The sequence below is a fragment of the Pristimantibacillus sp. PTI5 genome (assembly GCF_048572955.1).
In the GTDB taxonomy this organism is placed as follows: domain Bacteria; phylum Bacillota; class Bacilli; order Paenibacillales; family Paenibacillaceae; genus Pristimantibacillus.
On sequence record NZ_CP183886.1, the window covers coordinates 6,407,633 to 6,428,597 of the forward strand.

The window sequence follows — 20,965 nt, forward strand, 5'->3', positions numbered from 1 at the left end:
AGATAGTATGTTTAACATAGCTTCGCGCATTTCAATGGTGTCTGCTCTTGGAATGGCGATATGGCCTCGTTTTGCGGCTGCTGCCGTGGAAGGCAGCAGCGCAAACAATGATGAACAGATGGTGTTTACCGGATCAAACGATTTGGCGGGAAGTTTGGTTTGGGTGATTATTTCGCTTGCCATCGTTATCGTGTTGATTATTTTTGTGATTAAATGGCTGTCTCAGCGCAACCGCATGTGGGGAACGAACCGATCGCTGCGTTCGCTCGGCGGCATTGCGCTTGGACAAAACAATTCGCTTCAAGTCGTTGAAATCGCGGGACGCATTTATATCGTTGGCGTCGGCGAAAACATTACCCTGATCGATAAGCTTGACGATTCCGAACAGGTGAATGCTGTAATCGCTTCACTTGAGCGTAAACAGGAATCAGCTTGGTCGAAGGATTTTGCGACTCAACTTCTGAATAAGCTGAGGGACCGCAACAAAAAGAACGAGCCTGAACCATCCAATGAGCAATGGAACAAAACGTCTTCTTTTCAAGAATTGCTGCAAAACAAGCTTACCCAGCAAGCCGACCGCAAGCAGCAATTGGAATCGCTATTGCATGACTCTAAATCAAATGAACGGTTGATGGACGATGAAAAATAAGTGGTGGATAACAATCGTCGCTGTACAGCTGCTTGCGATGTTCGTGCATACGCAAGTATCGGCAGAGCCGTTGCCCGATGTATCCATCAATATTGGTGACGGGAATGGCGAAGCGCCTGGTACAAGCGCATTATCCATTCTTCTATTGATAACAGTCTTAAGCGTTGCCCCGGCAATCATGGTGCTTATGACCAGCTTTACGCGGATTGTTATCGTTCTTGGCTTTGTAAGAACCTCGCTTGGAACACAGCAAATGCCGCCCAATCAAGTGCTAATCGGTCTAGCCATGTTCTTAACCTTTTTCATTATGGCTCCAACCTTTTCGCAGGTAAACGAGGTCGCGCTGCAGCCTTATTTAAAAGGTCAAATCTCGCAAACAGAGGCTTTTCAAGAAGCCTCCGTGCCTATGAAGAAGTTCATGTTTTCTCACACGCGCGAAAAGGATCTCATGCTTTTCATGAATTACACCAAGACAGAGAAACCGGCTTCTTTTGAAGAAATTCCGATTACGGTATTAATACCAGCCTATGCCATAAGCGAACTTAAAACGGCATTTCAAATGGGCTTCATGATTTTCATTCCTTTTTTAGTCATCGATATGATTGTCGCAAGCACGTTGATGGCGATGGGGATGATGATGCTGCCGCCGGTTATGATCTCATTGCCCTTTAAATTACTGCTCTTTGTCTTAGTGGACGGATGGTACCTTATCGTAAAATCTTTATTGTTAAGCTTCAACACGTGATACTAGCAGGGAGGGACGTTCGATGAGTACTGATTTCATAATCGGATTGGCCGGCGAGGCCGTATTCGTGGTTTTGAAAGCCAGTGCGCCAATGCTCGTTCTTGCTTTGGTCGTGGGATTAATCATCAGTATCTTTCAAGCAACAACACAGATTCAGGAGCAGACGCTTGCTTTTGTTCCGAAAATCGTAGCGGTTTTCGTGTCGATCATCATTTTTGGCCCGTGGATACTTAATACGGTTATCGACTTCACTTACAATCTGCTGAATAATCTTCATAATTACATCGGTTAGGTTGTGAGTGGATGAACGCGATCGTACAGGGTTTTCCTATTTTTTTGCTAATCTTTTGTCGAATAACTGCGTTTTTCGTCGTAGCGCCTGTGTTTTCATCACGGGGTGTTCCGAATGTTTTCAAGATCGGTCTAGGATTTTTCATATCGTTTATCGTTTTCTTAACTTACGGAATGAAACAAACGATCGTTCCGGATGCAGAGTACGTGCTAGTGTTGTTCCGTGAAATATTGACCGGCGTATTGATGGGCTATGTTGTTTACTTGTTTTTCACAGTGGTCCAAACGGCAGGCGCCTTTATGGATTTGCAAGTCGGATTTGCAATGGCAAACATCGTAGACCCTCATACAGGCACTTCGGCTCCGCTGCTTGGCAACTTCAAGTACATGTTAATAATCGTTATTTTTCTGATGATGAACGGCCACCATTTTTTGATAACTGGGCTTATGGACAGCTATCAATGGATGCCATTATCTAATGATTTGTTCAGCAGGCTGATGAGTGGCAGCGTAACGGATTTTTTAACGAGGATGGTTGGAAACACATTTTTATTAGCCATACAAGTAGCAGCGCCGCTTATCGTAGCCATGTTTTTGACCGATGTAGGATTAGGCTTCTTGACTAAAACAGCTCCTCAATTCAATGTGTTTGTCATCGGAATTCCGCTCAAGCTCATTATTGGCATGTTTTTGCTTATCTTGTTAATGCCAAGTCTTGCCGGGATATTTGAAAGATTGTTTTCCATTATGTTCGAGTCATTGGAGCAGTTATTCGGTATCGTGAAAGGACCGCCGCCTGAAGGGCCATAGGAGGATGCTTTCGTGCGAAATTACCGGCTAGAGCTTGATCTCCAGCTTTTCAGTCAGGAAAAGACGGAGCAGGCCACGCCAAAGAAAAAAGATGAGGCAAGAAAGAAAGGCCAGGTTGCCAGATCTTCCGACCTGCCGGGCTCATTTATATTAATGTTTATGTTTTTGGGATTCATTATGTTAGGCAGCTATTTCAAAGAACATATCATGGTGATGTTTGGTAACTTATTCGAAGACTGGCTTTTGATGGACTTAACAACCGGAAATGTCATGTCGCTTTTCAATGATGTTGCGATAGAGCTGATGCTTATTTTATTGCCGATCTTCGCAATAACGGTCTTGATCGGAATTTTAGGCAACATCGTGCAGTTTGGTTTTCTATTAACCGGCGATCCTCTCAAAATGAAGTTCGATAAGATTAATCCGATAAACGGTTTCAAGCAAATTTTTTCTGCAAAAACGGTCGTTGAATTTTTAAAAAGCGTCTTAAAGCTCCTTATCGTCGCTGTGCTTGTGTTTACGACGATTTCGAGGGATTGGGACCGCATTCTAGTTCTGGCAAGTCTGCCGATTCAGCAAATATTTACGTTTACAGCGGGTCTTACCGTAAAGCTCGGCATTGAGATCGGAGCAGTGCTCACCGTTCTGGCGCTAGCTGATTTCTTCTATCAAACCTTTGAGCATAACAAAAGCTTAAGAATGTCGAAGCAAGACATCAAAGATGAATACAAAAAATCAGAAGGCGATCCGCTTATCAAGGGAAAAATTCGGGAGCGTCAGCGAAAAATGGCCATGCAGCGCATGATGCAAGAGGTCCCGAAAGCAGACGTCATTATTACCAACCCCACCCATTTTGCTATCGCATTGAAGTATGATGCAACGAAAATGGAGGCGCCAAAGATCATCGCAAAAGGGATGGATCACGTAGCGCTTCGGATTCGGGAGATCGCAAAAGAAAACGGGGTTGTCACGATGGAAAATAAACCTTTGGCCAGAGCGCTTTACGAACGAGCCGAGATCGGTGATGTCATTCCTCCGGACTTGTTCCAAGCGGTAGCCGAGGTGCTTGCATACGTATACAAAATGAAGGGACGAGTAAAGTCATCATAACACCACGGGAGGAGACGGCGTCATGAAAGCAAAGGACTTTGTAGTACTATTTGGCGTAATTGGTATTGTGCTCATGATGATAATCCCGATCCCAGTCCTACTACTAGATATTTTAATTATTTTAAACATTTCAATAGCATTGATGATCTTGCTTATCGCCATGAATACAAAAGAAGCGCTCGATTTCTCCATATTTCCGGCAATTTTATTAATTACCACCCTGTTCCGACTAGCGCTAAACGTATCAACAACTAGAAACATTTTGTCGCATGCAGAAGCCGGAGAAGTTGTTGCTACCTTTGGCAGCTGGGTTGGCGGGGGAGAAATTGCAATCGGCTTCATTGTGTTCCTCATTCTCGTGGTCGTTCAGTTTATCGTAATTACCAAAGGCTCTGAACGTGTGGCCGAGGTCGCAGCAAGGTTTACTTTGGACGCGATGCCGGGTAAGCAAATGAGTATCGATGCTGATTTGAACGCAGGCCTGATAAACGAACATCAAGCAAAAGCCAGGCGCTCCAAAATTGAACGTGAAGCTGATTTTTACGGTGCCATGGACGGTGCCAGCAAATTCGTAAAAGGCGATGCGATTGCCTCCATCATCATTCTAATCATTAACTTAGTCGGCGGATTTATCATTGGTATGGCGATACACGGATTAAGCTTTGGCGAGTCGCTTTCCACCTTCTCGATTTTGACTATTGGTGACGGTCTCGTCAGTCAGATCCCTGCTTTGCTCATCTCGACGGCAGCCGGTCTTATCGTAACGCGAGCTGCTTCCGAAGGCAATCTGGCAGAGGATGTCACCGCGCAGCTGTTCAAATATCCAAAGCTGTTGTTTATTGCTGCAGGGACCATCGCTTTATTGGGTCTTACACCGATTGGTCCGATTAGAACTTGGCCGTTTGCGGCTATGCTTGCTTTTGGCGGCTGGTATATGCAGAAGGCTATCCACAAGCAGCAGGAGCAAGAGGATATGCTGGTCGAAGAACAGCAAATTGAAGAAGTTAGAAGTCCCGAGAGCGTCATAAGTCTCTTGCAAGTCGATCCCATCGAATTCGAGTTTGGTTATGGGCTGATCCCGCTTGCTGATACGCAGCAGGGAGGCGACCTGCTCGATCGGATCATCATGATTCGCAGGCAATGTGCGCTCGAGCTGGGACTTATCGTTCCAGTGATACGAATTCGCGATAACATTCAGTTGAAACCAAATGAATATGTCATCAAGATCAAAGGAAACACCGTTGCGCGCGGCGACCTGCTGCTCAATCATTATTTGGCCATGAGCCCGGGCTTCGAGGACGATTCGGTTGTAGGCATTGAAACAACGGAGCCTGCCTTCGGATTGCCAGCCATTTGGATAGATGAACAAATGAAGGAGAGGGCGGAGCTCTCGGGTTATACCGTCGTTGATCCTCCATCCGTTGTGGCAACGCATTTAACGGAAATCATTAAACGTCATGCACATGAATTAATTGGACGCCAAGAAACGAAGCAGCTTGTCGAAAATGTCAAAGAATCGTATCCAGCGCTTATCGAAGAGCTCATTCCATCGATTCTTGCCGTCGGCGACGTGCAGAAGGTATTGGCTAAGCTGCTTCGTGAGAAGGTATCCATCAGGGATTTGGTCACGATATTCGAAGCTTTGGCAGACCATGGGAATTACACGAAGGATCCGGATATTTTAACCGAGTATGTGAGGCAATCGTTATCCAGACAAATAACGCAGCAGTTTTCATCTGGCAGCGATACGCTGCGCGTAATCACGGTTGGACCGCAGCTTGAGAAAAAAATCGCGGAATCGGTACAGCAGTCTGATCAAGGCAGCTATATCGCCCTTGACCCTGTTTCTACCCAGCAGATCTACCAGAAGCTGACCGAGCATGTAAATCGTCAAATACAATCTGGTCAACAGCCTGTCGTTCTCGCATCACCTACTATCCGTATGTATTTGAGACAAATCGTAGAGAGAACGATGCAAGATGTGCCTGTGCTATCTTACAGTGAGCTTGAACCCAACATCGAAGTCCAAAGCGTCGGGGTGGTGAATTTATGAGAGTAAAACGTTATGTTGTAAACGCACTGCCAGAGGCTGTGACTATGATTAGAAGCGAGCTTGGAAAAGACGCGGTGATTTTAAATACGAAAGAAATTAAGGTTGGCGGTTTTATGGGGATGTTTCGCAAGAAAAAGATGGAAGTTATCGCCGCTGTCGAATCGAATCAAGCGAACCCACCGGCGTCGCCTCAGCGCTTGTCGAATCCTCAAGTAGAGGCAGCGGTTGAACAAATTTTGCAAACGGCGCAGCGCTCGGCACCAACAGCCGTTATGGAACCGCCGACAACCCCTCCTGTCGAAAAGCAGAACCATAGCAGCGAGCGGGAACAACATATCATTGATGAGATCAGGGATCTAAGAGAGTATATGGTTAAGCTCTCAAAGCAGAATACGCAAACGGCAGCAATGTCCGAGCATTTGATAAAGCTTAATGAGCATTTGATTGAACAAGAAATGGAAACGCAGTGGATTGAACGATTGCTTCAAGCCATCATGGACAAGCAAACAGAGGAAGGCAGCGAATTCGGCAGGGAGCAGGTATGGGAGCATGCCGCAAAGCAGCTAGAAGAATGGCTGCAGCCTTACAGCGGCAGCGGGATTAGCACTCAGGCCAGAGTCGTACATTTCGTCGGTCCAACCGGCGTCGGCAAGACTACAACGATCGCTAAGCTGGCGGCAGAGCAAACCATCAAGCACGGGAAAAAGGTCGGTTTTATTACTTCCGATACATACCGGATTGCGGCCGTGGACCAGCTCAGAACCTATGCGAACATTTTGAACGTCCCGCTTGAGGTCGTATTTTCCCAAATGGATTTGCCTCGCGCCTTCAAACAGCTCGAAGAGCGTGAGCTGATTTACATGGATACGGCAGGACGGAATTTCCGCAGCGAGCTGCATGTATCCGAAGTGAACAGCTTGCTTCAAACCACCGAGCCAAGTGAAACCGTTTTGGTGCTGAGCATGACTGGGAAAACACGGGACATGGCCGCGGTCGCGGATCATTTTTGCAAATACGGCGTTCAAAAAGTGCTGTTCACCAAGCTGGATGAAACATCGGTTTATGGCGCCATTTTCAATCTGATTATGAATTTTGAATTGCTTCCTACTTATATGGCAAGCGGTCAAACCGTTCCGGATGATATTGAGAAGTTCCAGGTCGATTCGTACATCCGCCAGCTTCTGAGGAGTAATGCCCCATGATGGATCAAGCTGAAGCGTTACGCAACTTAGTCAAACAGCAAGAGCTTCAAGAAGATGGACGAACGACTCGGGTCGTAACGGTCACTAGCGGGAAAGGCGGAGTAGGAAAATCAAATTTCAGTTTGAATTTTGCCTTGTCGCTTCAACGTTTAGGGAAAAAAGTGCTTGTTTTTGATGCTGACATCGGCATGGCAAATATTGACGTGCTTATGGGAGTTTCGTCCACTTATAATTTGTACCACTTGCTTAAGCAAGAAAAAACGATATGGGAAATCGTGCAGGAAGGCCCGGAGGGCCTCCATTTTATCGCCGGAGGCTCCGGTTTTCGGGATCTCATGGATTTGTCAGCGGAACAGCTCGACCGGTTCGCGGATGAAATTAGCAAGCTGCATGGCAAATATGATCTAATCTTGTTTGACACCGGGGCCGGCCTCTCGAAGGAGACTGTTAAGTTCATTACCGCCGCACAGGAAACGATTGTGGTAACAACGCCCGAACCAACGTCAATAACGGATGCTTATGCCTTAATTAAGATGGTCAAAACCATGGAAGTGGACGTTCAATTCAAATTAATCGTCAACCGTGCGTCCGATGCGCGGGAGGGGAAACAAACCGCGGACAAAATCAGTATGGTTTCCCAGCGATTTTTGCAATCGGAATTGCCACATTTAGGTATTTTGCCGGATGATCCGAACGTTTCAAAAGCCGTAAAGCGACAGATTCCTTTTACGGTGGCATATCCGGGGAGCGAAGCTTCCATTGCTATTGAACGGATCGCGAAACAATTTCTGGAAATACCACAGAACTCGGCGCCTAGCGGCGGAGTCAAAGGATTTTTGCATAAAATGTTCAGACTCTCAAGATAATCCTTTGAAAGTGAGGAGGAAATGAAATGGTTCCTTATCGCGTGCTTGTAGTTGATGATTCCGGATTTATGCGGAAGATTATTAGCGATCTAATTATTCAGGATCCTCAGTTTACGATTGTTGCGACTGCTGCCAACGGCCAAGAGGCGATAGAAGCTGTCCGCGAATGGAAGCCGGATGCCGTTACCTTGGATTTGGAAATGCCCCTAATGAACGGGATAGAAGCACTGCAAGCCATTATGAAGGAAAATCCGACCCCTGTTATTATGCTTTCGGGGATCAGCGAAGACAATACGAGAGAAACGATAAAAGCATTGCAATTCGGGGCATTTGATTTTATTCGAAAACCCTCCAACGCTATTTCGAACGATATTCACCAGGTTGGCGATTTTTTACTTGAAAAATTGCGAACTGCCGTGTTAACGAAGCGGCATCAGCCTGCTATAACAATCAATGAGAAGCAAGCGACGGTAATCGATGAAATAAATCAAGCGAAGCAGCAAAACGCTGCTGCCTCAGAAAAGCCTAAACAATATGTGGAGCCAACGCCCGCACCGCTGCCTACCCCTATTAAAGAACGGGACAAAACGTTGTTTCCGAAAGAGGATGGCAAGCTGGGGCTGCAGCGATCGGCACCCCCTTTACATACAAAACAAAGTGGCGCTAATCCTGGGGACGCTGCACCTGATAAAGCAAAGCAGGCGGCGTCATCTTCCAAATTAGTCGGCAAAACCGTGCAGCCTGAACTTAAGCTTCAGTCTGCGGAGCCGCCAATCGTTAGAAAAGGAACGGCTAGCGGTTCGGTGACATCGTTCAAACATATCGTAGCCATTGGCACATCTACAGGAGGTCCAAGGGCGCTGCATGAGGTCATTACTTCGCTGCCTGCTGACTTTCCTGCTCCTGTTCTAATCGTGCAGCATATGCCTCCAAGATTTACGAAATCGCTGGCTCAACGTCTTGATAGTTTTAGCGAACTTCAAGTCGTCGAGGCAGAACAAGGCGAAAGAGTAAGAGCCGGAGTGGTTTATATTGCGCCAGGGGGATACCATATGGAGCTTTGTAAAGAAACAGGCGGTTATACGATCTTACTTACGGAGCAGCCTCTCCGTAACGGTCATCGGCCTTCAGTCGATGTATTGTTTGAGTCGCTTACGCCATATCACGAACTCAAACGCCATGCGGTCATCATGACGGGTATGGGCAGCGATGGGGCTAAAGGGATGAAGCTTCTGGCTGAATGCGGCATAGAAACCACCATTGCAGAAGCCGAAGAAACCTGTGTCGTTTACGGTATGCCAAGATCGGCCGTTGAGGCAGGATGTGTCAACAAAATATTACCGCTTCAATACATTGCTTCACAACTCGTGCAGGCAATGCTGAAATAAATAGGCTCCAATCGCTTAAACATACCAACAGGAGGTGCTAGGAAATGGATATGAATGCCTATTTATCGATGTTTATCGATGAATCTAATGATCACCTGCAATCCTTGAACGAAAATTTGCTTCGGCTGGAAAGCGAGCCTGAGGAGCTTAGTATCGTTCAAAACATCTTCCGGTCAGCGCATACGCTGAAAGGGATGTCAGCTACTATGGGATTTGAAGATTTGGCCGCGCTGACGCATGAAATGGAAAACGTGCTGGATCTCATTCGCAATAGCAAGCTCAAAATGGACAGCTTTATTTTTGACACGTTGTTTAAAGGGCTTGATGCTCTTGAGGCGATGGTTCAGGATATCGTAGGCGGCGGGACTGGCAAAGCTGACGTCACGGCAATTGTGGCATCACTGCAAATTATTTTAAAAAGCGACTATAGCGCTAACCAAACGATTACAGCGCCAACTGTAGCCGCAAATGCAGGAAATGCTGCAACATCAAGTGCATCAGGGGCGATGCTGCTGGATGAATTCCAATCTTCTATTTTGCTGCAATCGATAGAATCAGGCCATCATGTTTTTCACATTCAGATAGCGATTCGCGATAATTGCATGCTGAAAGCAGTACGTGCTTACATGGTGTTTGATCTACTCGAACGTAATGGCGAGGTTATCAAATCTGATCCGTCGGTACAAGATATCGAACAGGAAAAGTTTGATTTTACCTTCGCTGTATTCACGATTTCGCGTTTGACCCAAGAAGATCTTCAAGCACAGCTGCTTAATATCTCGGAAATCGAATCCGCTGTCGTCACGCTGCTTGACGCTGAGTCATTGGCCGTACTCAGCCAATCCAATGCCGCAGCGGCAGTTGAGGTTGTCGATGAAGTTAAAGACATTACGCCAGCCGTATCGGCATCCGTTAAAGCTGAGGCGCCTCGCGAAGCCGCCGGCAAAGGACAAGCGCCGGCAGCACAAGGAGCTCCTGCCAACGTTTCAAGAACGATACGCGTTGATATCGAGAGACTCGATACGCTTATGAACTTGTTTAGCGAACTGCTAATCGACCGGGTTAGGCTCGAGCAGCTTTCGAGTGAAATCAAGCGTAATGATCTAACGGAAACGGTAGAGCATATGACGCGTGTCAGCTCGGATTTGCAAAGCATCGTGCTCAAGCTGCGCATGGTTCCCGTTGATTCCGTATTCAACCGTTTCCCGCGCATGATTAGAGATTTGGCGAAATCGCTGGATAAGAAAATCGATCTTGTTATTACCGGAGCGGATACGGAGCTGGATCGTACCGTCATCGATGAAATCGGCGACCCGCTCGTCCATTTGTTGAGAAATTCGGTCGACCATGGCATCGAAAACGTAGAAGAGCGCATTGCAGCAGGAAAGCCGGAGACAGGTACCATCAACTTGCGGGCTTATCACAGCGGCAACCATGTCTTCATTGAAGTAGAAGAGGATGGACGCGGCATTCATCACGAACGCGTGCTTAAAACCGCGATTAAAAATGGTGTTGTCACCGAAGAGCAAGCGAAGCTATTGACGCCGGATGAAATTAATATGCTGATTTTTGCAGCAGGGTTTAGCACGGCGGACAAGATTTCGGATATTTCCGGCCGCGGCGTAGGACTTGACGTCGTTCGTTCCAAAATCACCTCGTTAGGCGGTAACGTAACGATAGATTCCGCATTTGGCAGAGGCACTAAGTTTTCCGTTCAGCTGCCGCTTACGCTATCGATCATTTCGGCGATGCTGATCAAACTAGGCTCTGAGAAATACGCGATTCCTTTATCTTCAATCGTGGAAACCGGCATTATCCGCAGGGAACAAATCTTAAATGTGCACGGGAATAAGATGATTGAATTTAGAAATGCAATCATTCCTTTAGTATCTTTGAGTAAAGTACTTGATTCTCCTGATTTCAATGAAAACGATGAAGCGGAGACTGAAATTGTCGTGGTTCGAAAAGGCGAGAAATGGGCTGCGGTGATGGTTGATGAATTTATAGGTCAAAGTGAGATCGTTCTTAAAACATTGGGTAAATATTTAACAAACATCGAAGCGATTTCCGGCGCGACCATTCTTGGCGATGGTTATGTCGCACTAATAATTGATCCGAACGCGCTTATCAAATAAGGAGGTTTTTACGATGGGAGAAGAATTAAAGGTTATCGTGTTTGCACTTGGCAGCGAAGAGTATGGAATTGAAGTAGATAAGGTCCGCACGATTGAAAGATTATCTCCAATTACACGCGTTCCGAAAACGGCTTCATTTATTAAAGGGGTCATTAACCTCCGCGGCGTGGTCGTTCCTGTCATTGATCTTCGCGGCCGGTTCAACCTTTCGGAAACGACGCCGACCGAAAATTCAAGAATCATCGTTGTTGCCGTTGCAGACATTGAGGTAGGTTTCATTGTTGACTCAGCAAATGATGTTATCGACATCGATACGGATTCAATCGACATGCCGCCGGAGATTGTCGGAGGCATTAAAGCTAAATACTTAAGGGGCATTGCCAAGCTTGGTGAAGGTCGACTTCTCATCATGCTGAACCTGTCCGAGGTATTGAACAAGAGCGAAATCATTCAGATCGAACAGCTTGAGGTCTAGCAAGTGAGCCTATTTAGCCGGTTTGAAGCATTCGAGCTTGATGTATTGAAAGAAGTCGGCAATATTGGGGCAGGTAACGCTGCTACCGCTTTATCACGTTTATTGGACAAACCCGTGGATATGGCCGTTCCGAAGGTAAGCTTGCTACCATTCGAAGAAGTCGCTGAGCGTGTCGGCGGCTCTGAACAAATCGTCATCGCTGTTTTTCTCCGAGTGGAAGGGGAAGCACCCGGTAATATGTTCTTCATCATAGAGGAAGAATCCGCGAGACGCATTTTACGTCAGCTGCTTTCGATGAATATCGAAGAGCAAGAGGGATATTCGGAAATGGAGCTGTCTGCGCTTTGCGAAATCGGCAATATTTTGGCAGGCTCCTACCTTTCCTCCTTGGCTGACTTCACGCAATTAACGATGGCACCATCCGTTCCTGCTATTGCGGTTGATATGGCAGGAGCCGTACTGAGCTACGGATTAATGCAGTACGGTGAAATGGGTGACTCGGCCCTATTGATCGAAACGACGTTTTTGGAGGATCGTCAGTCGCTTGAGGGACATTTTTTCCTCATTCCAGACCCGGAGTCGTTTGAGAAAATATTTAGGGCTTTGGGAGTCGTTAGCGAATGATACAACAAAATTTGGTCAAAGTCGGCATGGCAGATTTAAATATTGCAACAGATGGAGCGATACTCAAAACGACCGGTTTAGGATCTTGCGTCGGGCTGACCTTGTTTGATCCGATAAGGAAGGTAGCCGGAATGGCTCATGTCATGCTTCCGTCTTCAGAAATTGCCCGCGAGACCAAAATGAATTTGGCCAAGTACGCAGATACTGCCATCCCTGAGCTGCTTGACCGAATGTTGGCAGCCGGTGCGCATGTTGTGAGCATGAAAGCAAAAATGGCCGGCGGCGCTCAAATGTTCGCCATGTCCGGGCAAACGGATTCTCTTAGGATTGGTCCCCGCAATGTAGAATCCTGTACGGAAATGCTGCGCAGATTCAAGATTCCCATTATTTCTCAAGATACGGGCGGGAGTTTTGGGCGTACGATTGAATTTAACAGCGTAAGCGGAATGCTATCGATAAGAAGTGTGCAGTTTGGAACAAAGGAGATTTGATATGCTGGGAACATGGCGATGGAATGTCGTATTTGGAATTTTCGGTACAGTGCTGACGGTAGCTTTTTCCATCGGAAACAATCCGATTACGGTAATGCTGCTTAGAAGTATGTATGCTTTCATCGCTTTTTTTGTTCTTGCGTATGGAGTACGGGCAATATTGGCATACATCCTTCAACCTCCTGCCATCGTAGGCGAATTAACGGAAGAGGAAGAGGGCAAAGGCGGGCAGCTTGATTTGCAAACGCCAGACGAGTCAGCGGATCTTAATGAAATGTTAAAGTCGCAGCTGCAGGCTGGGGGAGCTGTCCCGAATGCCGATGCTCAAAATAAAGATGCTGCCGGCTTTAAACCGCTGAGTCCGCCACAATTGTTATCTACAAAAAATACACAGCCTGAAGAATTGGTTAAAGCCATTCGTCACCTGACAGGAGAGTGAGTCGATGACTGAGCAGAAACCCCCTCATTTGACAAACTTGCAGATGTGGCAAGCCTGGAGAGAACAGGGCGATTTGGAAGCAAAGAAAAGTCTTATCGAACAGTATTTGCCGCTTGTTGATTATGTAACGAATCGAATGGCTATCGGACTTCCCAAAAATGTTATCAAGGACGATCTTGCGAGCAACGGCGTCATGGGGTTAATCGATGCGATCGAGAAATTCGATTACGGCCGCGGATTGCAATTCGAGACCTATGCTTCTTGGCGCATCCGCGGCTCGATCATCGACGGCTTGCGGCAAGGAGATTGGGTCCCGCGCTCCGTGCGTGAGAAAGCGAAAAGAGTCGAGGAGGCATATCAGCATTTAGAGCAGCAATATTTGCGCTCCGTGACGGATGCCGAGATCAGTCGTTATCTCGAATTGTCGGAGAAAGAATTTACGAACATGCTCCAAGATATAGCCGTTACGACTGTTTGCTCTCTGGAAGACCCGATTCGAGAAGAAGAATCAGAGACAAGAATGTCTCTGCTCGTAGATGACAAAGCAAAAAATCCGGATCATAAGGTACATGAATTTTTTATAAAGGAATCCCTAGTTAAAGGCATTGATCGGCTTACGGAGAAGGAACGCACCGTCGTATCTCTGTTCTACTATGAAGAATTATCATTGAGTGAAATTGCGGAAGTAATGTCACTATCACCATCGCGAATTTCCCAGCTCCATTCGAAAGCCATTTTACGGCTTCGGGGAGCTTTGGCTAAGCATAAAGATCAACTCATGCAGCATTAAGAGAGGAGGAGTCAGGTGGATAATCTACAGTTAGAATCATACCTACGCATCCAGACATCAGCCGATAAGCTGTCTGCCTTCATATCATTTAGCAGGATTACGGATGAATTCGAATGTGACGGCGATGAGCTGGAGCGTTTCTTACGCAGCAAAGGAATTGTTTACGGTCTTCGAAAAGAGGTTCTGAATCAGATTGGCACTAATCCTCTCGCGTTCTGCAAAGAACAGACGCTTGTCGCGCAAGGGGAGGCTCCCGTACCTGGTAAGGATGGGTTTGTTAAGCTGGCGTACGATATGAATAAAAACAACCAGGTTCCAGCCGAGCTTGAAGATGGCAAGGTGGATTTCAAAGAAGTTGTACAACTGAAAAACGTAAAACGGGGACAATTGATTGCGGAACGCTATGACCCTGCTCCGGGACCTTTCGGCAAAACCGTGACAGGCGAAGATATTCCTCCAAAGCTAGGCAAACAGGTACGCTTTAAAGTAGGCAAGAACGTTGTTTTGAATGATGATCAGACCGCTATGTATTCTGCCATAGACGGTCTTATTGCCTTGACGGATAAAGAGAAAATCAACGTATTTCCCGTCTATGAAGTGAATGGCGATGTCGATTACAGCGTGGGAAATATAGATTTTGTCGGTACGGTAGTTATCCGCGGAAATGTTCTTAGCGGATTCCGAGTCAAGGCATCCGGAGATATCCGGGTGATTGGCGGAGTTGAAGGAGCAGAAATAGAATCAGAAGGTTCGGTAGAAATAACGGGCGGCATCCTGGGAGGCAATAAGGGCTTTGTAAAGGCAGGACGCAACGTTCGAAGCAGCTTCATCCAAGAAGGCAATGTCATTGCAGGCGAAGAAGTGCTAGTTTCCCAAAGTATTATGCATTCCCATGTAAGAGCGGGCAAAAATGTTATATGCTCTGGCGCAAAGGGATTAATCGTAGGCGGGCTTGTTCAGGCAGGCGATTTGGTCATCGCGCGGACAATAGGAAACACCATGTCGACAGCTACGACGATTGAGGTCGGCGTTAATCCGGAGTACCGGGCGGAGCTGCTCGAACTTCGAACGAAGATGAAGCTGTATATGGATAATTTGGACAAAACGGATAAAGCGCTGACTATTCTCGACCAATTGGCTGCGGCAGGCCAACTTACGCCGGATAAGCTCGCTTTGAGAATCAAGCTAACGACATCCAAAAGGCAAATGCTGCTTGAAAATGACCAAACCAAAACTCGAATTCTGGAGATCGAAAGAACGCTTGAGAATACGGATCGCTCAAAAATCGATGTTAGCAACATTGTTTACGGCGGAACGAAGATTGTCATTGGCAGATATACGAAATTCGTAAAGGATTCGTCGCAACGAGTATCCTTTCGGTATTCCGAAGGCGACATCGTTCTGGTTCCTTATACCACATAATGTCGTCCAAAGGGGGAAACCAGTATGACATTTAAATCCATCGATTTGCAAATGTCAGTTCCACGGACACAAGAGTTTAGCGGTAAGCACGGCCAAGCTATTCATAAGCCTGTTGCGGATCAAAATATGCTGGCTGCTCAAACGACGAAACAAACCGAAATTTTACGCGGGAAAAATTCGGCTGTCGAACAATCAAACGGAGCGCATATCCGTAATGACCAAGAAGGCCAACAGGGGGATGCACACCAAAAGGCTAAACGAAAACGTCCAGAATCAGCAATTGAAAATCATGAGGAAGAGCAACCCGCTGCTCATCCATTTAAGGGACATAGGTTTGATATCAAGCTATAAAACAAGGCTTTTTTAGAAAGGCAGGCTATGAACGATGCAGCCATACTTGCAATATATTGTATTACTCGGAGCGGTTGTTATTGTTGGTGCCTTTATAATGCCTCGCAAGAAGCACGATTCTGCATTACCGCCGCAAAGCATGCAAAACATGGAAAACGCTTTAGAACAGTTTATGGAAAATATGGAGAAGGACAATGAAGAACTTGTCCAATTAGTCAGAAACGCGCAGCTCGAATCAAAGGCGGATGCGACTCGCAAAGATCAAAGAATCGCCCAGCTGGAGCAAAAGTGCGAACAATTAACCGATCAGCTTCAGATTATGCACTCTAATCGCGTTCCAGCAGGGCAACAGGCGGAAAGACCTGCCAATCCGCCATCCGATGATAGGATTACTCATGAACATCCTGAGATCGTACAGCCTGAGCCTGAGAAAGCTTCAGCGCCTGAAGTAAAAACGATCCAATCCAGATATAAGGATTTATTTGAGTTATATGAGCAGGGGAAATCTATCGAAACCATTTCCAAAAAGCTAGGCATGAATAAAGGCGAAGTACAGCTAATTATTCAGCTGGCCAAGCAAGAGGGGGCCGCCCATGCTTAAAAATCGCACTTTCCTAATCGGTTTAGGAACTGGCATTATTATTGGGGCCTTATTGTTTCAGCTTATGTTATCAGGCGAGCAAAGCCGGCTAAAGTTGAATGAAAGAGACAGCTCCGCAGAGGAGAAAACCTATACGCAAGTCGAAGTTGACGCGTTATTGAAAGCTGAGCGGGATTCCATACAGCTCGATCAGGAAATCAATGCGGGACCGGAGGAAACGAATACGGCAGCGACGCCCGTACCTGTCAAGGAACTGCCAACCCATACAACTTCTAATGAGCCGAAAGCTATTGCCGCGCCTGATAAGAAAGCAGCAGTCAAACATGTAATCAGAATCGAAGCAGGGACAGGTTTATCAAAAACGGCAGAGCTGCTTGCATCCAAAGGAATTATCGATGACCAAGCCGCTTTCGTTCAAAAAATGAAGAAGTCCAAGCAGCTGGTTCGCGCCGGTTATTTTTTGTTTCAAGAACGTATAACGGTTGATGCTGCCATTGCTATTGTTACGGGTGAGCCGCTTACGAAAGAACAAGCGGATGCATTAACGTCTAGTAAAAAATAGTTATCCTATCTTTTCTTTTTCTCAAACGAATGTTGCACCCAATAGGTATTTATGGTATATTAATTCACGGTGTTAAAAACGCACGCAGGTCAATTTTGTCAAACGGTGCTTCCGCCCGGCGGAAGTTTTGACGAAAGATGCGACTAGCGGAGGAGCACTAAAAAAACCATTATAGGAGGTGTTGAAGAAATGGCGGTTATTTCCATGAAACAGCTACTAGAAGCTGGGGTACACTTCGGACATCAGACTCGTCGTTGGAACCCGAAGATGGATCGTTATATCTTCACAGAAAGAAACGGGATTTACATTATCGATTTGCAAAAAACGGTTAAGAAAGTTGACGAAGCGTACAACTTTGTTAAATCGATTGCTGCAGACGGCGGCACAATGCTGTTCGTAGGTACAAAAAAACAAGCTCAAGATTCCGTGAAAGAAGAAGCAGAACGTTGCGGCAACTTCTACATCAACCAACGTTGGCTCGGCGGTACTCTTACTAACTTCCAAACGATTCAAAAACGTATCGACCGTTTGAAGCAACTTGAGAAGTGGGAAGAGGACGGCACTTTCGAAGTTCTTCCGAAGAAAGAAGTTATCATTCTTCGCAAAGAAAAAGACCGTTTGGAAAAATTCCTTGGCGGTATCAAAGGAATGAAACGTTTGCCTAGCGCGTTGTTCATCATTGACCCACGCAAAGAGCGCATTGCTGTTGCAGAAGCTCGCAAACTTGGAATCCCTATCGTTGGTATCGTTGATACGAACTGTGATCCAGACGAAATCGACTACGTAATTCCAGGTAACGATGATGCAATCCGTGCCGTTAAGTTGTTGACGTCGAAAATGGCTGATGCAATCGTTGAAGCTAACCAAGGCGAGCAAACAACGGCTTAATTTAAAGACTTTAGTTAGTCAACAAAGGGTGGTCAGATGGTGATAAACCTCTCACTGCCCTTTTTTTGAATGTAAATCACTAAAAATAAACAGCTTGTATAGTTTAGGAGTAAGGGGTTTATATTTCATTCAACAAACCAATCAATCAATTACTAAGCCGATAAGGCTTTGTAAAACTTATAGGAGGGCTTACAATGGCAGTTAGTGCTAGCGCGGTAAAAGAACTACGGGAAAGAACTGGAGCAGGGATGCTTGATTGCAAGAAAGCTCTTGACGAAACAAACAACGATATCGAGAAAGCAATTGCTTTCCTACGTGAAAAAGGTTTGGCAGCTGCAGCAAATAAAGCGGGCCGTATCGCAACTGAAGGTGTAGTTGAATCGTATATTCACGCTGGCGGCCGTATCGGCGTTATCGTTGAAGTAAACTGCGAAACTGATTTTGTTGCTAAAACAGATCAATTCCGTGAATTCGCAAGAGACGTAGCTATGCAAATTGCAGCAGCTAACCCTAAATTTGTTCGTCGCGAAGAAGTTTCATCGGAAGAGCTTGAAAAAGAGCGCGAGATTCTGAAAGCTCAAGCGCTTAACGAAGGAAAACCGGAAAAAATCGTTGAAAAAATGGTTGAAGGCCGTATTTCGAAATACTACGAGGAGTTCTGTCTGATGGAACAATCGTTCATCAAAGACCCAGACAAAACGATCGCAACTTTGCTTAATGAAAAAATCAACAAAATTGGTGAGAACATTTCCATCCGTCGCTTCGTTCGTTATGAGCTTGGTGAAGGCCTAGAGAAAAAAGTAGACAACTTCGTAGAAGAAGTTATGGCTCAAGTAAAACATTAATCCGAACGCACAGGCGGGGCGGGGCGTCCGCCCCGCCTGCTTGTATGAATAGAACATATTTGAAGGACCTCATCTAATGAGGTGCATGATGGAGGTATTAACGTTGGAGCAGCCTGTGTATAAACGTATCGTGTTGAAAGTCAGCGGTGAATCATTGTCAGGGCAAGAAGGCTATGGTATAGAAGCAACAGTTATCTCATCGATTGCTGATCAGGTGAAAGAAGTCGTAGCGCTAGGCATAGAAGTGGCCATTGTCGTCGGCGGCGGTAACATATGGCGCGGTATTGCCGGTTCGGCAAAAGGAATCGACCGTGCAACAGCTGATTATATGGGTATGCTGGCTACTCTTATGAATTCACTCGCACTTCAAGATGCACTGGAACAAATCGATGTTCCGACACGCGTACAAACATCAATCGCGATGCAACAAATCGCTGAGCCTTACATTAGACGTCGTGCCATTCGTCACTTAGAGAAAGGCCGTGTAGTTATTTTCGCAGCAGGTACCGGTAATCCGTTCTTCTCTACGGATACGACAGCAGCACTCCGTGCAGCTGAAATCGAGGCAGAAGTTATTTTGATGGCGAAAAATAAAGTGGACGGCGTATACTCTGCTGATCCGTTTAAGGATAGCGCGGCTGAAAAGTTTGAGGAGCTTACATACCTCGATATGTTAAATCGTAATTTAGGCGTAATGGATTCAACTGCTGCATCACTTTGCATGGATAATAATATTCCTCTAATCGTATTTGCAATTACGGAGAAAGGGAATATTAAACGCGTCGTGCTGGGTGAGAAAATCGGAACGATAGTGAGAGGAAGTGCGAAATAATGCCACAAGAGCTGAAAAAAAACGCGGAAGAACGTATGGATAAAGCGATTTCGGCACTAAAACGTGATTTGTCTTCTTTGCGCGCGGGTAAAGCAAGTGCTGCTTTGCTTGATCGCATTCAAGTCGAATATTACGGGTCAATGACGCCTGTCAATCAACTTGCTAACATCAGTACGCCAGATTCCCGTACGTTGTTCATTCAACCGTGGGACAAATCGTCTATGTCGGCGATCGAGAAAGCGATCATGAAATCGGATCTTGGCCTTACGCCTTCGAATGACGGCACCTCGATTCGTCTTTCTATCCCGCCGCTTACAGAAGAGCGACGTGCTGAGCTTGTAAAAACATCGAAAAAGCTTGGTGAAGAAGCGAAGGTAGCTATCCGCAATATTCGCCGCGACGCGAATGACGGAGTGAAAAAACTTGAGAAAACAACCATTTCTGAAGATGAATCACGCGGTCACCAAGAAGATATTCAAAAGGCTACCGATAAATTCATTGCTGAAGTAGATAAAGTCCTTGTTGCTAAAGAAAAGGAAATTATGGAAGTATAATGATCTCTGGGCCCCTCCGATAGGTGGGGTTTGGTTTTGATTTCAGTTGGGAGGAAGTAAGATGATCGAGCGACTTTGGGCCAAATTAGGCAAATCGTCCTTACAGCCGACTGATTCTGTGGCCTCAGAAAACGTGCCTGAGCATGTTGCGATTATTATGGATGGAAACGGTCGCTGGGCTAAAAATCGTGGATTGCCACGAATGGCAGGTCATCATTCTGGGATGAAAGCGGTCAAACGCATAACCATTGCAGCAGATCGGCTTGGCGTCAAATATTTGACGTTATATGCATTTTCAACGGAAAACTGGAAGAGACCTAAGGCTGAAGTGGATTTTCTCATGAAACTTCCTCAGCAATTTCTTGAGATTGAATTAGAAGATCTAATTGCAAACAACGTGCAGGTTCGAATGATGGGACACAAAGAGGATTTGCCGTCATTTACGATAAGCGCCGTAGAGGAAGCTATTGTTAAGACTGCCAATAATACCGGTCTTGTTCTCAATTTTGCATTAAATTACGGAAGCCGTAAGGAAATGCTTGAAGCTGTGAAAAATATCGCAACAGAGGTGCAGCAAGGACAATTATCAATCGATGAGATTGACGATAAAGTCATGTCTGACCGATTGCTTACAAGCGGATTGCCGGACCCGGATTTACTTATTCGAACAAGCGGGGAATTGCGGTTAAGTAATTTTATGATGTGGCAGCTTGCGTACAGTGAATTATGGTTTACGGATGTGTATTGGCCGGAGTTTACGGAAGCACATTTTCAAGAAGCGATTTTGGAATATCAGCGCCGTGCGCGTCGATACGGTGGATTGTAGCTTCAAGCAACGGAGT

General features: G+C 46.0%; 24 protein-coding genes. All 24 read left to right on the top strand.

All coding sequences use genetic code 11. The annotated features are described in order from the left end of the window. Positions 1 to 52 precede the first annotated feature (52 nt). The 24 genes from ACN6MW_RS28365 to ACN6MW_RS28480 all read left to right on the top strand — a co-directional run bounded on the left by ACN6MW_RS28365 (position 53) and on the right by ACN6MW_RS28480 (position 20,949). Positions 53 to 649: a flagellar biosynthetic protein FliO gene (locus tag ACN6MW_RS28365; protein WP_419873118.1), complete on the top strand. Its 597-nt coding sequence runs from the start codon at positions 53 to 55 to the stop codon at positions 647 to 649. Further along, positions 639 to 1,394 (top strand): flagellar type III secretion system pore protein FliP, encoded by a 756-nt coding sequence (gene fliP, locus ACN6MW_RS28370; RefSeq protein ID WP_419873119.1) that lies wholly within the window; start codon positions 639 to 641, stop codon positions 1,392 to 1,394. Before ACN6MW_RS28365 ends, fliP begins: the two co-directional genes overlap by 11 nt. A gap of 22 nt (positions 1,395 to 1,416) precedes the next feature. Beyond that, positions 1,417 to 1,686 (top strand): flagellar biosynthesis protein FliQ, encoded by a 270-nt coding sequence (fliQ, locus tag ACN6MW_RS28375; protein ID WP_183561717.1) that lies wholly within the window; start codon positions 1,417 to 1,419, stop codon positions 1,684 to 1,686. An 11-nt stretch (positions 1,687 to 1,697) separates the two neighbouring features. Next, positions 1,698 to 2,495, top strand: a complete 798-nt coding sequence (fliR, locus tag ACN6MW_RS28380; RefSeq protein WP_419873120.1) for a flagellar biosynthetic protein FliR — start codon at positions 1,698 to 1,700, stop codon at positions 2,493 to 2,495. 12 nt (positions 2,496 to 2,507) lie between these two features. Beyond that, positions 2,508 to 3,605: a flagellar biosynthesis protein FlhB gene (flhB, locus tag ACN6MW_RS28385; RefSeq protein WP_419873121.1), complete on the top strand. Its 1,098-nt coding sequence runs from the start codon at positions 2,508 to 2,510 to the stop codon at positions 3,603 to 3,605. 22 nt (positions 3,606 to 3,627) lie between these two features. Next, positions 3,628 to 5,658, top strand: coding sequence for a flagellar biosynthesis protein FlhA (flhA, locus tag ACN6MW_RS28390; RefSeq protein ID WP_419873122.1), 2,031 nt, complete (start codon positions 3,628 to 3,630; stop codon positions 5,656 to 5,658). After that, on the top strand, positions 5,655 to 6,860 hold the full coding sequence (gene flhF / locus ACN6MW_RS28395) for a flagellar biosynthesis protein FlhF (protein WP_419873123.1): 1,206 nt from the start codon (positions 5,655 to 5,657) through the stop codon (positions 6,858 to 6,860). Before flhA ends, flhF begins: the two co-directional genes overlap by 4 nt. Further along, on the top strand, positions 6,857 to 7,726 hold the full coding sequence (locus tag ACN6MW_RS28400) for a MinD/ParA family protein (RefSeq protein WP_419873124.1): 870 nt from the start codon (positions 6,857 to 6,859) through the stop codon (positions 7,724 to 7,726). Before flhF ends, ACN6MW_RS28400 begins: the two co-directional genes overlap by 4 nt. A gap of 26 nt (positions 7,727 to 7,752) precedes the next feature. Beyond that, complete coding sequence (locus tag ACN6MW_RS28405; RefSeq protein WP_419873125.1) at positions 7,753 to 9,114, top strand: protein-glutamate methylesterase/protein-glutamine glutaminase; 1,362 nt, start codon at positions 7,753 to 7,755, stop codon at positions 9,112 to 9,114. 44 nt (positions 9,115 to 9,158) lie between these two features. After that, a complete protein-coding gene (locus tag ACN6MW_RS28410; protein ID WP_419873126.1) occupies positions 9,159 to 11,249 on the top strand; it encodes a chemotaxis protein CheW in 2,091 nt (696 codons plus the stop codon). Between the two features lie 13 nt (positions 11,250 to 11,262). After that, positions 11,263 to 11,724 carry a chemotaxis protein CheW gene (locus ACN6MW_RS28415; RefSeq protein WP_419873127.1) on the top strand — a complete coding sequence of 154 codons (462 nt, stop codon included), beginning with the start codon at positions 11,263 to 11,265 and terminating at the stop codon, positions 11,722 to 11,724. A 3-nt stretch (positions 11,725 to 11,727) separates the two neighbouring features. Beyond that, complete coding sequence (locus ACN6MW_RS28420; protein WP_364140437.1) at positions 11,728 to 12,348, top strand: chemotaxis protein CheC; 621 nt, start codon at positions 11,728 to 11,730, stop codon at positions 12,346 to 12,348. After that, positions 12,345 to 12,839, top strand: a complete 495-nt coding sequence (locus ACN6MW_RS28425; RefSeq protein WP_419873128.1) for a chemotaxis protein CheD — start codon at positions 12,345 to 12,347, stop codon at positions 12,837 to 12,839. The genes ACN6MW_RS28420 and ACN6MW_RS28425 overlap by 4 nt, the downstream gene beginning before the upstream one ends. A gap of 1 nt (position 12,840) precedes the next feature. Next, complete coding sequence (locus tag ACN6MW_RS28430) at positions 12,841 to 13,278, top strand: hypothetical protein (protein WP_419873129.1); 438 nt, start codon at positions 12,841 to 12,843, stop codon at positions 13,276 to 13,278. A gap of 4 nt (positions 13,279 to 13,282) precedes the next feature. Next, complete coding sequence (locus ACN6MW_RS28435; RefSeq protein ID WP_419873130.1) at positions 13,283 to 14,068, top strand: FliA/WhiG family RNA polymerase sigma factor; 786 nt, start codon at positions 13,283 to 13,285, stop codon at positions 14,066 to 14,068. 15 nt (positions 14,069 to 14,083) lie between these two features. Next, positions 14,084 to 15,490 carry a DUF342 domain-containing protein gene (locus ACN6MW_RS28440; RefSeq protein ID WP_419873131.1) on the top strand — a complete coding sequence of 469 codons (1,407 nt, stop codon included), beginning with the start codon at positions 14,084 to 14,086 and terminating at the stop codon, positions 15,488 to 15,490. A gap of 24 nt (positions 15,491 to 15,514) precedes the next feature. Continuing rightward, positions 15,515 to 15,841: a hypothetical protein gene (locus ACN6MW_RS28445; RefSeq protein WP_419873132.1), complete on the top strand. Its 327-nt coding sequence runs from the start codon at positions 15,515 to 15,517 to the stop codon at positions 15,839 to 15,841. 34 nt (positions 15,842 to 15,875) lie between these two features. Beyond that, positions 15,876 to 16,442 (top strand): DUF6115 domain-containing protein, encoded by a 567-nt coding sequence (locus ACN6MW_RS28450; RefSeq protein ID WP_419873133.1) that lies wholly within the window; start codon positions 15,876 to 15,878, stop codon positions 16,440 to 16,442. Next, positions 16,435 to 17,004 carry a hypothetical protein gene (locus ACN6MW_RS28455; protein WP_419873134.1) on the top strand — a complete coding sequence of 190 codons (570 nt, stop codon included), beginning with the start codon at positions 16,435 to 16,437 and terminating at the stop codon, positions 17,002 to 17,004. The genes ACN6MW_RS28450 and ACN6MW_RS28455 overlap by 8 nt, the downstream gene beginning before the upstream one ends. A gap of 189 nt (positions 17,005 to 17,193) precedes the next feature. Then, positions 17,194 to 17,892 carry a 30S ribosomal protein S2 gene (rpsB, locus tag ACN6MW_RS28460; protein WP_419873135.1) on the top strand — a complete coding sequence of 233 codons (699 nt, stop codon included), beginning with the start codon at positions 17,194 to 17,196 and terminating at the stop codon, positions 17,890 to 17,892. Positions 17,893 to 18,086: 194 nt separating this feature from the next. Next, positions 18,087 to 18,737 carry a translation elongation factor Ts gene (gene tsf / locus ACN6MW_RS28465; protein ID WP_364140418.1) on the top strand — a complete coding sequence of 217 codons (651 nt, stop codon included), beginning with the start codon at positions 18,087 to 18,089 and terminating at the stop codon, positions 18,735 to 18,737. A 103-nt stretch (positions 18,738 to 18,840) separates the two neighbouring features. After that, positions 18,841 to 19,569 carry a UMP kinase gene (pyrH, locus tag ACN6MW_RS28470; RefSeq protein ID WP_364140415.1) on the top strand — a complete coding sequence of 243 codons (729 nt, stop codon included), beginning with the start codon at positions 18,841 to 18,843 and terminating at the stop codon, positions 19,567 to 19,569. After that, positions 19,569 to 20,123 (top strand): ribosome recycling factor, encoded by a 555-nt coding sequence (gene frr / locus ACN6MW_RS28475; protein ID WP_364140412.1) that lies wholly within the window; start codon positions 19,569 to 19,571, stop codon positions 20,121 to 20,123. Before pyrH ends, frr begins: the two co-directional genes overlap by 1 nt. Before the next feature lie 61 nt (positions 20,124 to 20,184). Further along, positions 20,185 to 20,949: an isoprenyl transferase gene (locus ACN6MW_RS28480; protein ID WP_419873136.1), complete on the top strand. Its 765-nt coding sequence runs from the start codon at positions 20,185 to 20,187 to the stop codon at positions 20,947 to 20,949. Positions 20,950 to 20,965 lie beyond the last annotated feature (16 nt).

Coding starts and splice junctions, on each gene's coding strand:
- flhA (WP_419873122.1), top strand. CDS start 3,628: ATGAAAGCAAAGGACTTTGTAGTACTATTTGGCGTAATTGGTATTGTG.
- ACN6MW_RS28445 (WP_419873132.1), top strand. CDS start 15,515: ATGACATTTAAATCCATCGATTTGCAAATGTCAGTTCCACGGACACAA.
- ACN6MW_RS28425 (WP_419873128.1), top strand. CDS start 12,345: ATGATACAACAAAATTTGGTCAAAGTCGGCATGGCAGATTTAAATATT.
- ACN6MW_RS28455 (WP_419873134.1), top strand. CDS start 16,435: ATGCTTAAAAATCGCACTTTCCTAATCGGTTTAGGAACTGGCATTATT.
- frr (WP_364140412.1), top strand. CDS start 19,569: ATGCCACAAGAGCTGAAAAAAAACGCGGAAGAACGTATGGATAAAGCG.
- ACN6MW_RS28400 (WP_419873124.1), top strand. CDS start 6,857: ATGATGGATCAAGCTGAAGCGTTACGCAACTTAGTCAAACAGCAAGAG.
- rpsB (WP_419873135.1), top strand. CDS start 17,194: ATGGCGGTTATTTCCATGAAACAGCTACTAGAAGCTGGGGTACACTTC.
- ACN6MW_RS28415 (WP_419873127.1), top strand. CDS start 11,263: ATGGGAGAAGAATTAAAGGTTATCGTGTTTGCACTTGGCAGCGAAGAG.
- flhF (WP_419873123.1), top strand. CDS start 5,655: ATGAGAGTAAAACGTTATGTTGTAAACGCACTGCCAGAGGCTGTGACT.
- ACN6MW_RS28365 (WP_419873118.1), top strand. CDS start 53: ATGGCGATATGGCCTCGTTTTGCGGCTGCTGCCGTGGAAGGCAGCAGC.
- ACN6MW_RS28405 (WP_419873125.1), top strand. CDS start 7,753: ATGGTTCCTTATCGCGTGCTTGTAGTTGATGATTCCGGATTTATGCGG.
- fliR (WP_419873120.1), top strand. CDS start 1,698: ATGAACGCGATCGTACAGGGTTTTCCTATTTTTTTGCTAATCTTTTGT.
- ACN6MW_RS28435 (WP_419873130.1), top strand. CDS start 13,283: ATGACTGAGCAGAAACCCCCTCATTTGACAAACTTGCAGATGTGGCAA.
- fliP (WP_419873119.1), top strand. CDS start 639: ATGAAAAATAAGTGGTGGATAACAATCGTCGCTGTACAGCTGCTTGCG.
- ACN6MW_RS28480 (WP_419873136.1), top strand. CDS start 20,185: ATGATCGAGCGACTTTGGGCCAAATTAGGCAAATCGTCCTTACAGCCG.
- ACN6MW_RS28430 (WP_419873129.1), top strand. CDS start 12,841: ATGCTGGGAACATGGCGATGGAATGTCGTATTTGGAATTTTCGGTACA.
- tsf (WP_364140418.1), top strand. CDS start 18,087: ATGGCAGTTAGTGCTAGCGCGGTAAAAGAACTACGGGAAAGAACTGGA.
- fliQ (WP_183561717.1), top strand. CDS start 1,417: ATGAGTACTGATTTCATAATCGGATTGGCCGGCGAGGCCGTATTCGTG.
- ACN6MW_RS28450 (WP_419873133.1), top strand. CDS start 15,876: ATGCAGCCATACTTGCAATATATTGTATTACTCGGAGCGGTTGTTATT.
- ACN6MW_RS28410 (WP_419873126.1), top strand. CDS start 9,159: ATGGATATGAATGCCTATTTATCGATGTTTATCGATGAATCTAATGAT.